This is a genomic window from Paenibacillus swuensis, from assembly GCF_001644605.1.
Classification (GTDB): Bacteria; Bacillota; Bacilli; order Paenibacillales; family DY6; genus Paenibacillus_N; species Paenibacillus_N swuensis.
The window spans coordinates 4127622-4143232 of sequence record NZ_CP011388.1; the positions used below are offsets into that span (position 1 = coordinate 4127622).

The 15611-nt window shown below is 47.9% G+C and carries 16 protein-coding genes; all 16 read right to left on the reverse strand.

Translation table 11 applies throughout. The features are described from left to right. Positions 1-101: 101 nt before the first annotated feature. The gene (locus SY83_RS18455) at positions 102-284 is read right to left on the reverse strand and encodes an IDEAL domain-containing protein (protein ID WP_068609204.1); all 183 of its coding nucleotides are present in this window, start codon (positions 282-284) and stop codon (positions 102-104) included. A gap of 170 nt (positions 285-454) precedes the next feature. Next, entirely contained in the window at positions 455-1591 is a 1137-nt protein-coding gene (locus tag SY83_RS18460; protein WP_068609205.1) for a hypothetical protein, read from the reverse strand. A 113-nt stretch (positions 1592-1704) separates the two neighbouring features. Continuing rightward, a complete protein-coding gene (locus SY83_RS18465) occupies positions 1705-2286 on the reverse strand; it encodes a histidine phosphatase family protein (protein ID WP_068609207.1) in 582 nt (193 codons plus the stop codon). 113 nt (positions 2287-2399) lie between these two features. Next, positions 2400-3008 (reverse strand): anti-sigma factor family protein, encoded by a 609-nt coding sequence (locus SY83_RS18470; RefSeq protein WP_068609209.1) that lies wholly within the window; start codon positions 3006-3008, stop codon positions 2400-2402. Continuing rightward, positions 3005-3598: an RNA polymerase sigma factor gene (locus SY83_RS18475; RefSeq protein WP_068609211.1), complete on the reverse strand. Its 594-nt coding sequence runs from the start codon at positions 3596-3598 to the stop codon at positions 3005-3007. Before SY83_RS18475 ends, SY83_RS18470 begins: the two co-directional genes overlap by 4 nt. Positions 3599-4062: 464 nt before the next feature. Next, positions 4063-5154 carry a prephenate dehydrogenase gene (locus SY83_RS18480; RefSeq protein WP_068609213.1) on the reverse strand — a complete coding sequence of 364 codons (1092 nt, stop codon included), beginning with the start codon at positions 5152-5154 and terminating at the stop codon, positions 4063-4065. Between the two features lie 38 nt (positions 5155-5192). Continuing rightward, positions 5193-6293 carry a histidinol-phosphate transaminase gene (gene hisC, locus SY83_RS18485; protein WP_068609215.1) on the reverse strand — a complete coding sequence of 367 codons (1101 nt, stop codon included), beginning with the start codon at positions 6291-6293 and terminating at the stop codon, positions 5193-5195. A 24-nt stretch (positions 6294-6317) separates the two neighbouring features. Next, on the reverse strand, positions 6318-7130 hold the full coding sequence (gene trpA / locus SY83_RS18490; RefSeq protein ID WP_068609216.1) for a tryptophan synthase subunit alpha: 813 nt from the start codon (positions 7128-7130) through the stop codon (positions 6318-6320). Then, complete coding sequence (gene trpB, locus SY83_RS18495) at positions 7117-8322, reverse strand: tryptophan synthase subunit beta (RefSeq protein ID WP_068609218.1); 1206 nt, start codon at positions 8320-8322, stop codon at positions 7117-7119. Before trpB ends, trpA begins: the two co-directional genes overlap by 14 nt. Beyond that, positions 8319-9065 carry a phosphoribosylanthranilate isomerase gene (locus SY83_RS18500; protein ID WP_082882611.1) on the reverse strand — a complete coding sequence of 249 codons (747 nt, stop codon included), beginning with the start codon at positions 9063-9065 and terminating at the stop codon, positions 8319-8321. Before SY83_RS18500 ends, trpB begins: the two co-directional genes overlap by 4 nt. After that, positions 9062-9868 (reverse strand): indole-3-glycerol phosphate synthase TrpC, encoded by an 807-nt coding sequence (gene trpC, locus SY83_RS18505; protein WP_068609220.1) that lies wholly within the window; start codon positions 9866-9868, stop codon positions 9062-9064. The genes SY83_RS18500 and trpC overlap by 4 nt, the downstream gene beginning before the upstream one ends. Next, entirely contained in the window at positions 9858-10898 is a 1041-nt protein-coding gene (gene trpD, locus SY83_RS18510; protein ID WP_068609222.1) for an anthranilate phosphoribosyltransferase, read from the reverse strand. Before trpD ends, trpC begins: the two co-directional genes overlap by 11 nt. A gap of 15 nt (positions 10899-10913) precedes the next feature. After that, positions 10914-12458 carry an anthranilate synthase component I gene (gene trpE / locus SY83_RS18515; protein WP_068609223.1) on the reverse strand — a complete coding sequence of 515 codons (1545 nt, stop codon included), beginning with the start codon at positions 12456-12458 and terminating at the stop codon, positions 10914-10916. A gap of 336 nt (positions 12459-12794) precedes the next feature. Then, positions 12795-13169 (reverse strand): chorismate mutase, encoded by a 375-nt coding sequence (aroH, locus tag SY83_RS18520; protein WP_068609225.1) that lies wholly within the window; start codon positions 13167-13169, stop codon positions 12795-12797. Between the two features lie 3 nt (positions 13170-13172). Then, on the reverse strand, positions 13173-14267 hold the full coding sequence (aroB, locus tag SY83_RS18525) for a 3-dehydroquinate synthase (protein WP_068609227.1): 1095 nt from the start codon (positions 14265-14267) through the stop codon (positions 13173-13175). Position 14268: 1 nt separating this feature from the next. Next, positions 14269-15435 (reverse strand): chorismate synthase, encoded by a 1167-nt coding sequence (gene aroC / locus SY83_RS18530; RefSeq protein ID WP_068609229.1) that lies wholly within the window; start codon positions 15433-15435, stop codon positions 14269-14271. Positions 15436-15611 lie beyond the last annotated feature (176 nt).

Sequence of the window (15611 nt, forward strand, 5' to 3'; positions counted from 1 at the left end):
GTCATTTTTTATACAAAAAAGACAAACGAAGAATGTTAAGCAGATTCACTCCACATTCCCTGATTGTCTCTGGCGATCTCTATGAAAGCAAACATCTTTGTCTAAGACCTTAATTCTTTAAGCTCGCTTGTCAGTTGCAAAAATTTATGTTCGTCGCCGATAGCCAGCGCGTTATCAATCTCTAGGTACAGATGCTCTTCCTTATATTTACGAATAGCTTCATCCAACACGAATTCTGCGTAAAGCCCCAGCATCACTTCATAGTTGACCTTCATTTTATCCATGGGTGCGACCTCCAATAGCTAATTAATGGGCCATGGTGCGAAATCTGGATAGTAACGTGTAAAGTTCCTACTAAATTATATTCATCAACTTGCCTTGCCGACGTATGCCTTAGCCTCTATGACTAAGAATATACCCTTGCCTAAAGCTAGTCTCCCCGATTCCGCTTCTTTCAAACAAGTTCTGGAGCTGAGCCGGCAGGAAGTACGATCGTGTCGTCCAGCGCAACATAAACGCCCGCGATGACACTGCTGCCTAGCTTTGTTACTTGCAATACCGTCCCTGTCGCTCCGTCTTCGCCGATCCGAATCAGTCCCAGGTGCAGAAGCATCAGAAGAATTCTCTGTTCCAAAATGGATTCCGGTGTATCGTAATAATATGGTTGGATGAAACGCAACAGTACAGTGCTTATGCTTTGTACCGTTACCCAATCCTTCGCCAGAATATCAATCCAATGCACCAGAGAGAGTAAGTTATGTACCGGGCCTTTGTAGAGTCTTAACCAGAACTTGTACACATGAAGCAAGTTTTCACGCTTGTCCTGAGAAACACTCTCACGACCCTTATCCGTTAAAGCCAGACGCTGATCCTGCTCTTCAATCAGTTGTTGATAATAGCAGTAATCGTAGATGAGGGAAAGCCGGTTTGGGTATTCCTTAAACCTGCGTCCATAGCCGAAACGCCAGCCTCCCTTCCCGACAAGTTCTTCATGAACAGAGAACCTGTCTATAATCTGTTGTTGGTTCTTCTTATACATGATGCCGTCGGAGGTGAGCTGAATGTCGTTCTGATGCACATAATGCAAGAATTGATAGATATCCCGCAGGATCAGCTCTTGTTCATCCCGGTAAGCTGCCGGCTCGCCGGAGAGTACAAGCTCCGATTTAAACTGCTTGGCCAGCGTTTCGCTGAAACGTGATTTCAGATCATGGGGGACTTGAAAAAGATACTTCGTTTGTTGAGAGAAGCCGTTAAACAACCAGCCATGCTGCTTGAACTTCGTGATCATGTCCCTCGGATTCCATCGATCCCGCTCCTCTTTAGAGAAACGCGTTTGTTGTACCCTGGCCACCAACTCTTCCAGGGAGAAGGAGTTACGTTGGTCGAACAGCAAGGAATTCAGGAACCTTAAATCCTCAGTCGTAAGATTATCCATGTGCTGTTGAAACACTTCTTTACGGCAAACTCGGGAGAGGATCGATTGGATCAGCTCATTTTTGGAGTTTCCGTTACAATCGCATTCGTAGTAGTTTGCAATGCGGCTTAAATCTTGAATATCCGCATAGCTCAACATATCGGCGAGATTCATAACCAAACCTCCGTTCTCTGTACGGAATCTTTAGTACCATTATGGGATTTTTTCTGGAAAACATACCTAGATTCAAAAGAAAAACAGCCTACGAATTTCGTAAGCTGTACTTTCTACGTATTTAAATGGGCCGTGCAATTAAACAACGTCTTCGTCCATTGCGTCTGATTCAGGGTCGCTATCGTTAAAGAAGTATTAGAAAGATATTCATCTTTATGATCTGCAAATAAGGCTTTGTACAGAAGAGCTAAGTAACCGCCATGGCTTACGACCAGTACTTTTTGGTCGGCATAATGCTCTGTTGCCCATTGCATGAAGTCCAGTGCTCTTTCAATCAGATGTTCGTCTTGTTCCGTATCCAGATCCAGGCTGGACCAGCCTTCCCCCCACCTCACAATCCTTTCAGCGACGGTGGTGCCCTCCAATTGTCCAAACGCTCGTTCACGCAGTCTGGAATCCGCGGTTATGCAATTTTCAGAAATCCCAAGCTCTTTTCCTACAATCTTCGCTGTAACAGCCGCGCGTTGCAGGTCGCTGCATACGATGGCATCCCAGTGTTCACCGCTCAATCGGTTGGCCAGCGCTTTCGCCTGGAGGACCCCCTCCTCGCTTAGCTCGATGTCAATCTGGCCTTGTAATCTGCCTTCCGCATTCCATCTTGTAAGCCCGTGTCTAATAAATCCGAAAGTTGTCATCGATCTACTCCTTCATAACGTTCCTTAAATCGGCTTGTCATTGCGTCTAATAATTATTGCGATTATAACATGAAAACAGCCCCCGATGCCCTAAACCAGGCTGGAGGCTGCGATTATGTCCTTGTTCTGGAAAACCAATTTAAGATAAGCAAAATTCCGATTAAACCTAATAAGGATACGGCTACCAAATAATCAGGATAAGAGATCGCGCCGATCTTTAATACGATGGGGTCGCTGATGCTCGCTACCGGCATTTCTTGAAACATATCCGCGGTTACATCCACCATGCCCGCTGTCAAAGCGCCCTCAGGGAGCAAACCCGAAGAATCTATCGCGGATTGAAGCGTCTGGCTTCTTGATTCCGACACCAGGGAATAGATGAAACTGACACAGAAGAAGGCTAAACTCAAGGCAAGGGCCACGGATACATTCCTGCGCCACTTGTAAGTCATGTTATAGATTCTGTTGTGTACCGGAAGTCTCCATGCTTCTTCCGAATAAATTCGTTCCATCACGGATTCCGCCAGGTTTCTGGTCGGGATCGGCCGTTCGGCGATTAACGCCGAGACTTGGATTAAATCTGCCGATTCTCTCCAGATGTCGAACTCTTCCCTGCAAGATGCGCAAGTCTCAACGTGCTCCTCCACCAGGATCCGCTGGCTGTCTTCTTCAGGCATATCCCAATAAGTCACCAACAGATCTTGGATGTCTGAACATCTCATCGTTGATTCATCCCTTCGTATTCTTGAAAAATAGGTTCTGCGAAATAGGGCTCCAGTTGAGCTTTCACACTAGCCCTTGCCCGAAACAGGAGTGACTTTACCGAAGATACCGTCAAACTTAAAACATCGGCGATTTCTTGGTAATCCAATCCTTCGTATTCTCTTAAGATAATTGCAGCGCGCTGCTTCTCCGGTAAGCTGTTGATCGCTTCACGCACCATTGAAACCTTCTCGCTTTGCAGCATTCGTTGTTCAGGCATGACATCGGGTGACGCCGCCGGATTATGTATACCGTCATCCAGGGATACGGTGGTGCTCTTCTGTTTACGCAGCTCGCTCAGCACAGTGTTACGTGCGATTGTATAGAGCCAAGTGGAAAAGGAGGCGTCCGTCTCCCGGAAGGTCTGTAAACTGCGATAAGCTTTATAGAACGTTTCCGAGCATAAATCTTCTGCTACGGACTCCATCTTGGCGCCCTTAAGCATATGAAATATAAAGGCGAGGATTTTGCGCTGATAACGCTGCATCAACTCCGAATATAATTCAATATTACCGTCCTTGATTTCTCGAATTAACTGGGAATCGGTCATTCAGCGATCCTCCTTGCTCAGACCCTAACTTTCCAATCCCAGTAAAGTACGTATGACTTACTATTTGTACTTCACTAGGAATAAAAAGTTGCGCTTAATTGTAAAAAAAATGTTACAGTTTGACCAGTCAAATTTATACAATATGTAACTGAATTCTATGCAAAGCATGAAAATCCTTCTTTCTTCGACAAGATTACATAATACTGGAAATGAAAACCGTTATACACAGTGTACGAGAATAGGTAGTAAAACTTGCTTAAAGTATTTAAACAAAAAAAGAGCCACCCAAAAGGGTGGCTTGCACGAAAAGTGCTAGTATCGGATAGGAGTGGAGAGAAACCATACTGTACTTTTATTATATGTATACGTTTTCATTCTGTCAACACTTTTTTTGAAACGCTTTCTTTTCGGGAGAAATGAACGAAAAGAACGCCTTGCGGCGTTCTTTTCGTGGCAAATTTGAATTAATAATGTACCGAATACCCTAAATCGGCCAACACGCGGGCCGCCTCTTCCCAATCTTTCTCATTACGGAAAGATAATCTAAGAACACCCGGCACATCTTCGCGGCTTTCAATGATTTGAATGTTGCTTAAATTAATCTTCCGATTTCCGAGCTCGGATGTGATGCTTCCGATAATGCCCGGATGATCCGGAACATCCACGTAAAAATCATACAAAGCTGTAATCATTCCCTTGCGTCGCTCAGGCAACTGCTTACGGAACTCTCCCGCTAGCCGGAACCGTTCCACTATTCCTTCGCCGTCTTCCCGTTCAATTAAATTCGCAAAGCCGGCAATCTCCTGATTCCAGTCCGAAATTAATTTCAACATGACTTCTTTATTATTCAGAAGTATATCGCGCCAGATGTACGGATCACCGGAAGCAATGCGCGTAATGTCCCTGAAGCCTCCTGCAGCCAGATTCTGGTACAACGCATTGTCCTCATTGTATCCTGAGATCTGGTTTACTAGCGCTACGGCAATTACGTGAGGTAAATGACTGACAGCTCCGACGATATCATCGTGAAGCTGAGCATCCATCTTCATGATCTGAGCTTTCGTGTGCTTGAGCAGATCCTCGAGAGCTTTGTAAATCTCGACAGGTACACGCGGCCCCGGGGTAAGGACATAAAAAGCGTTCTCGAACAGATGCGAAGAGGCCGCCTCCACACCTGAACGCTCTGAACCTGCCATGGGATGCCCCCCGATGAAGTAACTGTTCCCGAGGGCAATCCGCTCAGCGCATGATGAGATTGAATGCTTAGTGCTCCCTACATCCGTAATAATACATCCCGGTTTCAGGTTCATCTTGCTTAACTCCTGCAGATAAGGCTCCAGATTACCTACAGGCACACACAAAAAGATGAAATCGGCCGCTTCTGCGGCTTCCTTCATCGATGTGGTACCCTGATCTACGACATTACGTTTAACATACTTGGCTACGGAGTCTGGATTGTTGGAATGTCCGATGACATGCAGGTCCGGCTTTCCTTTGAAACAAAGTGCAAGTGAGCCTCCGATTAAGCCAACACCGAATATAGAAATTGTAGTCATGTTATAAAACAACCTTTGTTTAGACGTAGTGGTTCGTACTATACCTCAATCGTTAATTCTGCTAGGGATACTTCGAGGGCATTGATAAATTTCTCATTTTGCTCTTGGCTGCCGATCGTCACCCGGATAGATGCAGGAAAATTAAGCTTATGTCCTCCGCGAACGATGATCCCTTTGCTTAGAAGTGAATTGAAAACTTTTTCGGCATCTCGACCGGTGTTAACCATAACGAAGTTACCATAAGCCGGATAAGCATCCAGACCGAGCCGTTGAAATTCCGATTGCAGAAATTGTAAACCTTTGGCATTTTCCTCCCGGCAGAACTGAATAAAGGATTGATCTTCAATCGCCGCTTTGGCCCCTGCCTGAGCAAACCGTGTTGTATTGAAAGGTTCACGAACCTGATTGATATAACGGATGACTTTGGGGTGTCCTACCCCATATCCGATTCTCAAGGAAGCTAAACCATAAATTTTGGAAAATGTGCGCAGTAACAAAATATTCGGATAACGAGAAAGGAAGGCCAAGCCGTCCGGATATTCCGAATCTGTGATGTATTCGCAATAGGCTTCATCCAACACCACAAGTACCCGCTCAGGAACTTCTTTCATAAAGCTTTCCAGCTCTTCCAGGGTAACAATGGTCCCGGTAGGGTTATTGGGATTACAGATCCAGATGACTTTTGTCCGCTCGGTAATACGTTCAAGCATACCCGGTAGATCGTGTTTTCCTTCCTTCAGAGGAATCTCGACCGAAACCGCACCTTCAATTTCCGCATTGTGCTTGTACTGAGGGAACGTGTGTGTAGCCATAATGGTTTCATCCCCGCTAACAAAAAAAGCTCTCGCGATCATCAAGATGACTTCATCCGAACCTGCTCCAAAAATAAGCTGGTCTGTGTTAACCCCAAGATGATTCGCCACCGCTGCAGCCAGTTCAACCGAAGCTCCGTCCGGATACAAGGAAGTATGTTGCAGCTCATGTACAATGGCCTCTTTGGCTTTCGGCGAACAACCGAACGGATTCTCATTGGAAGCAAGCTTCGTCACCTCGGTTAACCCCAGTTCGCGCTTCACTTCTTCCATCGGCTTGCCCGGTTCATAGACCGGCAAGTGAACTATATTGGACTTGGGCTGCATCTCGTAACCACCTTTACCATCAGTTTATAGTTTTAGTTGTCTTACAAAATCACGAATTTTCAAGAGTCCTGCATCCTGTCTCTCCGCTTCATGGTTTGTAAGTTCAGGGAGTACTTCTTCAATCTTTCTTACGATCGCGCTGCCTACAATCACACCGTCGCACAGCTCTGAGAAGCGTTCAACTTGCTCCCTGTTGGAAATCCCGAACCCTACCGCTACAGGCAGAGAAGTTGCTTCTTTCACATTCTGAATAAACTTTTCCACCTCTTGATGGAAGTCGGCACGCTCTCCGGTCACCCCTAAGGATGAGACACAATAAATGAATCCGGAGGCGGAGTTCACAATTCGCTCGATACGCTCATTGGAGGTAGGGGCGACTAAAGGGATTAAATGAATGTTATATTCACTTGTGTATTTAGCAATGACGGAGCTTTCTTCCACCGGTAAATCGGGGATAATCAACCCGCTGATATCGTTTTCCCTTAACAGGTTGAACAACGTTTCAAAACCTAGTTGTAACAAGGGATTATAATACGTAAAAAGAATGAAGGGCAGGTTAACACCGGATTTCCTGGATTCACCGGCTGCTTTAATGCAATCGATGACGGTGATTTGATGTTCCAGCGCTCTTTGCGAAGCGCGTTGGATAACAGGTCCATCCGCTAACGGATCGGAATAAGGTACCCCAAGCTCGATCAAATCAGCGCCTGCTTCCTCCATGGCTTGAATAATTCGAATGGATGTGGCAACATCCGGATCACCGACGGTGATGAAAGGAATTAAGGCGGATTGTCCGTCCCGCTTAAGCTGTTGGAACGTCTGATCAATGCGATTCATGGCCCGCACCTCCCAAGTAACGCATAATCGACTCCACGTCTTTATCCCCTCTGCCGGACAAGGATACTACTATAACCTCATCCTTCGACATCGTCGGCGCCAGCTTTAATGTCTGGGCAATCGCATGAGCGCTTTCCAGTGCCGGAATTATACCCTCCGTGCGGCTGAGTAGCTGCAAAGCGTCCAAAGCTTCCTGATCGGTGATAGGCACATATTGCGCTCTGCCGGAATCTTTCAGGTAGGCATGCTCCGGTCCTACACCCGGGTAATCCAATCCTGCGGATATGGAATGGGCCGGTTGGACCTGACCATACTCATCCTGCAGCAAATAGCTCATAGAGCCTTGAAACACACCATGGCTGCCTTTAGTCATGGTGGCCGCGTGCTCCGTCGTCTCTACACCGCGTCCCGCCGCTTCCACGCCAATTAATCGAACGGAAGCATCATTCACGAACGGATAGAAGATCCCCATCGCGTTGCTTCCCCCGCCTACGGCGGCCACAATGGCATCCGGTAATTTGCCTTCAGCCTCCAGAATCTGCTTACGGGACTCGTCACCGATAATACGCTGAAAATCTCGAACCATCATCGGATAAGGATGCGGTCCGACGACGGAGCCCAGAATATAGAAAGTGTCATGCACATGGCTGACCCAATAACGAAGCGCCTCATTACCCGCATCTTTGAGCGTACGTGTGCCTGACAATACGGGTATAACCTCAGTTCCGAGCAAATTCATGCGGAACACATTCAGCTGTTGGCGCTTCGTATCTTCTTCACCCATAAATACCTTGCATTCCAGTCCCAATAATGCAGCGACCGTCGCCGTTGCGACACCATGCTGACCGGCACCGGTTTCGGCAATGACTTTCTTCTTGCCCATTCGTTTGGCCAGAACAGCCTGACCGATAGTGTTATTTATTTTGTGAGCGCCCGTATGGTTCAAATCCTCGCGCTTTAAGTAAATTTTGGCCCCGCCCAATGATTCTGTCAGTCTTTCGGCATAATACAGCGAAGTGGGCCTTCCCGAATATTGCTTAAGTAAGTAGTTTACTTCGTTTATGAAATCGGCGTCTTGGCTGTAATGCTTGTAAGCCTCATCCAGTTCAATTAAAGCGTTCATTAGTGTCTCAGGAACGTAACGGCCACCGAATTTACCGAATCGTCCGTTCTCATCTGGTACTTGGTTCATCTCGTCTTCACCCTTTCGACAAATGCTTGAATTCTCGCTGGATCCTTCACGCCATTGGTTTCCACACCGCTTGATATATCAACGCCGTACACGTCGTATTTATAAATTAATTCGCTGACGTTCCCTTCATGCAAACCGCCCGCGATTAACAAAGGCAGATTGTGCTCCCTCGCCCATGCGGAGTAAGGAGGTATCGCTTCCCAGCCGAATACTTGGCCGGTGCCGCCTCCTGTAACAGGGTCATACGTATCGATGAGAATGCCGTCCACGTGTCCCGTGTAAGGCTGCAATCGTTCGAGAACATTCACGGGTTCTTCCTTTGCGTCTTTCACGGCAAACGCCTTGTAGACTTGAACACGAAGCTTCTCACGCACCTCGGAACAAAACTGAGGAGTTTCCTGACCATGCAGTTGTATAATGTCCAACCGAGCAACGGATAGCACCCTCTTCAATTCCGCAAAGTCCGGATTTACGAAGACACCTGCTATAAGAGGTCTTGGATCAACCTCCCATGCTTGCGATGCAAGGATAAGCTGGGCAGCTTGGTTAGCTTCCACTTGCCTCCGGCTGGGAGCAAATACGATTCCGATATAATCCACAGGTAAGTTTACGATAGATTTTAACACTTCAACGCTTTGCAGTCCACAAATTTTTACCTTGGGAACAGAACGTGTTTCAGCCTTGTCGGGTCCCTGTATATTCGTCAAATCGTCGTTAGACCTGCCTGGTTGATTACGGGTCATGCTTTAATCCCATGCCCTGAAGCGGGTCCCATCAAATCTTGAACCGCTCTCTCAATATCCTCTTGACGCATGAAGCTTTCTCCGATCAGAACGGCGTCTGCCCCGATCGAAGCAAGATATTCAATCTCATCTTTGCTGGAGATGCCGCTTTCGCTCACAATCGTCTTGTCTTTCGGGATCGCTTGCAGCAGTCTTTCCGTTGTGCGGATATCCGTTTCAAACGTATGCAGGTTCCGGTTATTGATTCCAATCATTGTTGCATCCGTTGCCAACGCGCGCTCCAGTTCCTTCTCGTCGTGCACTTCCATCAGAACATCCATCCCCAGGCCGCGGGCAATGTGATGATATCCTTTTAATTGTTCATTCGTGAGAATGGCGGCTATTAACAGGATCGCGTCCGCCCCCAACAAACGAGCTTCAAATATTTGAGTATGGTCAATGATAAAGTCTTTCCGCAGAAGGGGTACGTTTACCGTCGTACGTATATCGGTCAAATAATCATTCGAGCCTTTGAAATAAGTTTCATCCGTCAATACGGAAATACAGTCAGCTCCGGCGTTTTCATAGGATATAGCAATGTCGGTATGATAGAAGGCTCTGCGAATCAGGCCTTTCGATGGAGAAGCCTTCTTCACCTCCGCAATCAAGCCCATCGACCGGATGCGGCTGTTTTTGAGCGCGTTCTCAAAGCCAAGGCATGGCGGCAGCTCCGCAATAACAGCCTCGACTTGGGATTGGTGAAATTGTTCCGTAAGCTTCGCTACTTCTTTCTTCTTCGTTGCTACAATTTGATCAAGAAACATGGCTCAACTCTCCTGTATATTGTATTAGTTGATCTAATTTGGATTTTGCGGCTCCGGAATCAATTGCGGCTCCGGCCAGGACAACTCCCTCGCGCAAACTAGCGCATTGATCCGCTAAATAAATACACGCGCCGGCATTCGCAAGGACAATGTCGCGATAAGCGCCTTGCTCTCCGCTGAACACGTTGCGGATAATATTCGCGTTGACTTCAGGCGTTCCGCCCGCAATCGCCTCCACCGCGTACGAGCGTAAACCTAACGACTCTGGTGTCACCTCATAAGTAGTCATTATACCATGATTGAGCTCTGAAATTCGGGTAGGCGCCGAAATGGAGATTTCATCCAAACCATCGTGACTTCCGACTACCAAGGCTCTTTTCACTTGTAATTGTTCCAGCACACGGGCCACCGTCTCTGTGCGACTTCTGTCAAAAATACCCATGAGTTGACGATCTGCACCCGCCGGATTTGTCAGTGGACCCAGCAGATTAAACACGGTTCTAAACCCCAGTTCCTTGCGGGGGGCGGCAGCATGCTTCATAGAGGGATGATAGAGCTGGGCAAACAAGAAGCAAAGTCCGATTTCATTCAGGCAACCTGCCGCTTGTTCACTGTTAATCCCGATATTTACACCCAAGGCTTCCAGCACATCCGCACTACCGGTACGGCCGGACATGGCGCGGTTGCCGTGTTTAGCCACACGCACGCCTTGGGATGCGGCTATGATAGCCGAAGCGGTCGAAATATTAAACTTATGCATGCCCGATCCTCCAGTGCCGCATGTATCCAGTAACCCAGCCTGAATTGTATGCACACGGTTGGATTTCAGTCTCATCGTTTCAGCAAACCCGGTAATCTCATCAATGGTCTCGCCTTTCATACGGAGAGCGGTTAACAAACTGCCGATTTGCGTGGATGTCGCTTCTCCGTCCATGACCTCGCTCATCACGACCTGAGCTTCTTGCCTGGTTAAGTGCGCTCCGTTGATCATTTTGGCAATAGCTTGCTGGATACTAAAGGCTCTTTCCATTCTGTTCCCCTCCCCCTAAACGTTCATATAGTAATCTTGATTCACTGCCGACACGGTACGCTGCGGCTCTGACACAGCTTCCGCCATGCGAATCGCTTTCAGCAGAGCCTTGGCTTTGTTCTGTGTTTCCAAAAATTCACTCTCAGGCACCGAATCCCATACGATTCCGGCACCCGCTTGCACATAGGCCTTACCGTGCTTAAAGATGATCGTCCGAATCGTAATACACGTATCCATATTTCCCGTAAATCCTAAGTATCCGATTGCCCCGGCATAGGCTCCTCGAGATTCGTTTTCCATATCCGCAATGATTTCCATAGCTCTGAGTTTCGGAGCACCGGATACAGTACCCGCCGGAAGGCATGACAGAAAAGCATCAAAGAAATCTTTGTCGTCCCGCAGCTTACCCGACACGTTCGAAACAATATGCATCACATGCGAGTATCGTTCGATTTCCATATAAGCATCACATTTCACAGAGCCGAATTCAGAAACTCGCCCGATATCGTTGCGCCCCAGATCCACTAGCATTAAATGCTCCGCGCGCTCTTTCTCGTCCGCCAACAATTCATATTCCAGAGCAAGATCCTCCTCCGGAGTGCGTCCCCGCGGTCTGGTACCGGCAATGGGTCTTGTTTCCACTCTATCGCCGTCAACTTTAACCAGCGCTTCCGGAGAAGTCCCTACAATAACCTCTTCACCCATCTTAAGATAGTACATGTATGGCGAAGGATTCATCGTTCTTAAAATACGATAGACCAGCAGCGGAGATACTTCGGTTTCCAGATGAAACCGCTGTGACAGTACCACTTGAAAGATGTCCCCGGCGCGTATATATTCTTTGGCCTGCTCGACATTAGAAATAAACTGGTCTTTCGTAACGTTCGAACGCACTTCACCTAACTCCACATCATCAGGCACGGGACGTCCGGTACCATTAAACGAGGAAAGCGGATTTCGAATTTTGTCGATGGTGGATTCTATTTTGCCGCAGGTGTGGGCATAAGCTTCTGCGATCTCTCGGTCGGTAGCTAAATTGGGCACATGGACGTTCGCAATCACGATTAATTGCTGCTTCATATGGTCAAACACTATGATTTGGTCGCAGAACATAAATTGGATGTCGTTCATCTCCAGATCATCAATGCGGTGTGCCGGAAGCTTCTCGTAATATTGCAGCAGGTCGTACCCAAAAAATCCAATCGCTCCTCCGGTAAATGGCGGCAATTCTGAAAGGGCAGGACTTTTGTAGGAACGCAAGTAGGCTTTGAGAAGTTCAATAGGTTTCTCATCCGCTACTTCAGCAACTCCATTCTTGGTGATCTCCATGCGTCCGTTCTTGCCTTGGATCATTAAGAAAGGGTCTGTGCCTATAAAGGAATAGCGAGCCCACTGAATGCCCCCCTCAACGCTTTCAAGCAGAAAGGCATAGGGTTCTTCATGTAGATGTTGAAAAATTCGAATCGGCGTTTCCGTATCGGCCATAAATCTTCGCACAACCGGAATCAGATTGTAACTCTTGGACAACTTCAACACTTCTTGCAATTCAGGGGTATACATTGGACACACTCTCCTTCATCATCGGGGAAAATAAAAAGAACCTCTACGCCAAGTAGAGGTTCGTCATCGTTCATATGAGCGTGTTTCCGGTCCGTCAACAACCAAGGGTTGCTGTCAATGTATGCTAAATAAGCATGCATCTGCATGAATGAAGGTTACTCATCTCATCTCGGACTTACCGCTCAACTCAACTCTGCTCATCTCTGCTCGGCTCTCTAGCCTTCAAACCTGTTTATTGCTTCATCTTGCTCTCGTCTGTGGATCCTTCTCAATCTAAACTGACTATACTATACAACAGCTTCGGCTGCAGGGTCAACCCCATAACAAGAATAAGTCTTATTGAGAGGACGGAGCCAAATCAGGACGGAGAATCTGCGCACCGCGCAAATAAACATGAACCATCTGCCGCTGCGCCTTCTCCGTATTCACCGTTACCATCAGCCGAATGCACTTGGCCAAGCTTCCATGAACCGGAATTTCAACCGAGCACATCAAGGGGACTAAGTCCCAGTCCTCCATCTGACGAATGGCTCTTGCCGGGAAGGTTGCATCCAAATCCGTGGTCATTGTGACAAATACACTGCAGATGTGTTCGGGATTCACTTCGTTTTCATTCACGATCTCGGACAAGAGCTCTGTCGTCGCATCCAATATTTCTTGTTCACTGTTGGAATCAACCGTAATTGCTCCACGTATTCCTCTTACAAACATGAATTAACCCTCCTGTTTCAAAAAATCAACGGTTTCCTTCACCAGGGAAATCGGCACGTCCTTATGGATTTCAACCTTTCCTATCGCTTTAGGAAGGATAAAGACCATGGTGCCTTCTTTAAATTTCTTATCATGCATCATTGCTGACATGATTGAGTCCGTATCCAGATGTGCAGGAATGGCTGTCCGCAGACCAAATGCGTTGAAGATGCGTTCGGTAACGGTCAGCACATCCTGAGGCTGACCCATCTTCACCGAAATCCGCGCCGCTCCGATCATCCCGATGGCTATAGCCTCACCGTGCAGCAACTCACCATAACCCGCCACAGCCTCCAATGCGTGGCCGATGGTGTGTCCCAGGTTCAGAATGGCTCGCAAATCATTCTCCCGTTCATCCTGGGAAACAACAATCGATTTCACTTTGCATCCTTCATACAGCGCATAGATCAGCGCCTCCGAATCCAGTGCCAGCAGCTTCGATGCATTGGCTTCACACCAGTAAGCAAAGTCCTCGTTCCAAATTAAGCCGTGCTTAATGACCTCGGACAGTCCGGCTCGAACCTCGCGGATCGGCAAAGTCTTCAACGTGTCGATATCATATAGCACAAAATCCGGTTGATGAAACGCGCCTATGATGTTCTTTGCAAGCGGATGATTGACCGCCACCTTGCCGCCGACACTGCTGTCGTGGGCCAGAATGGTGGTCGGTATCTGCACGAAGCGGATGCCGCGCATATAGGTCGCGGCTACGAAGCCCGCCAGATCGCCAACCACCCCGCCGCCTAAGGCAATTACGGTGGAGCTGCGATCCAAACCCGCTTCAAGCGCGACCGTTACCGCGTCTTGCAACAGAGCGAGCGTCTTCGACTGCTCGCCGGCCGGCACCGAGTAAGAGGCGGTGCGGTAACCTTTCTGCTTCAAGGCGTCTTCGACTCTGCGCAGATACAAACCAGCCGTGTTCTCATCCGAGATGATGAGAACAGGCGATTTGGCGGTGATGCCATGCTTCTCGAACATCGCGCCGGTTTCGTTCAGCAAGCCTTCTCCGATATAAATCGGATAGGAGCGCTCTTCCAGTTCAACCCGCAGCTCTCTCATATTAATATTGCTCCACTTGACTAAGATAGCTATTCAAATTCGCGCGGATTTCTTCAATAGAATCACCACCGAATTTCTCAAGGAACGCCCTGGCAACTTCCCAAGCTACAACGTTCTCCAGCACTACGCTTGCGGCAGGCACGGCGCAGCTGTCGGAACGTTCCACTTGAGCCGTAAACGGTTCTTTCGTATCGATATCCACGCTTTGCAATGGCTTATATAAGGTAGGAATCGGCTTCATCACACCGCGAACCACAATCGGTTCGCCCGTTGTCATACCGCCTTCGAATCCGCCTGCCCGGTTCGATGCCCGATGATATCCTCGTTCTGCTGTGTACAAGATTTCATCGTGCACCTGGGAGCCCCGCAATTCGGCCGCTTCAAAACCAAGACCGATTTCGCAGCCTTTAAAAGCATTAATAGAAACCACAGCTCCCGCGATACGGGCATCCAACTTGCGGTCCCATTGCACATAACTTCCTAAACCTACAGGTACGCCTTCAATAATACATTCCACAATTCCGCCAATCGAATCGCCTTCAGCTTTCATCTGATCAATATGCGCAATCATTAGTGCTTCAGCTTCCTTATCCACCACACGCACGGGGGACGCTTCCGTCGCTTGAATAAGCTCATCGATCGGCAGTTCCGTCCTCTTCGCTTGGACTTCGCCGATTCGCAACACCTGACCGGCTACTTTAATGCCGAATTCAGCCAGAAGCTGGCGCGCAACCGCTCCGCAAGCTACCCTTGCCGCGGTTTCCCGAGCGCTCGAGCGTTCCAGTACGTTACGTAAATCTTTCAGATTATATTTCAAACCGCCGTTCAAATCCGCATGACCGGGTCTCGGACGGTGAACTCTGCGCTTCTCTTCATCTGAACCTTCGATCGGTTCAATATTCATCACGGTTGTCCAGTGCTTCCAATCGTTGTTAGCCACAATCAGGGCTACCGGCGCCCCTGTCGTACGACCGTGTCTTACGCCGCCCACGATGTCCGCGGTATCCTTCTCAATCTGCATTCTGCGGCCCCGGCCATAACCGAGTTGTCTGCGGTGTAGTTGAAAATTCAACTCCTCGAAATCCACTCTCATATTACTTGGCAAACCTTCAATAATTGCTGTTAATTGCGGACCGTGTGTTTCTCCTGCCGTTAAATATCTCAACATCCGTCTCGTCCCCCTGTAAAATCATTGTGCTAATTATAGTATAGTTCCGTTTGATTTGACAAGAAATAAATTTTATCGCTTTAAAGCATAACCGCCCAACTGCGCGAAATTACATGCTTTCCCTATTGATTTCCAGCCATAAAAAATACACCGGAGACAAGTTCCGGTGCATTGGC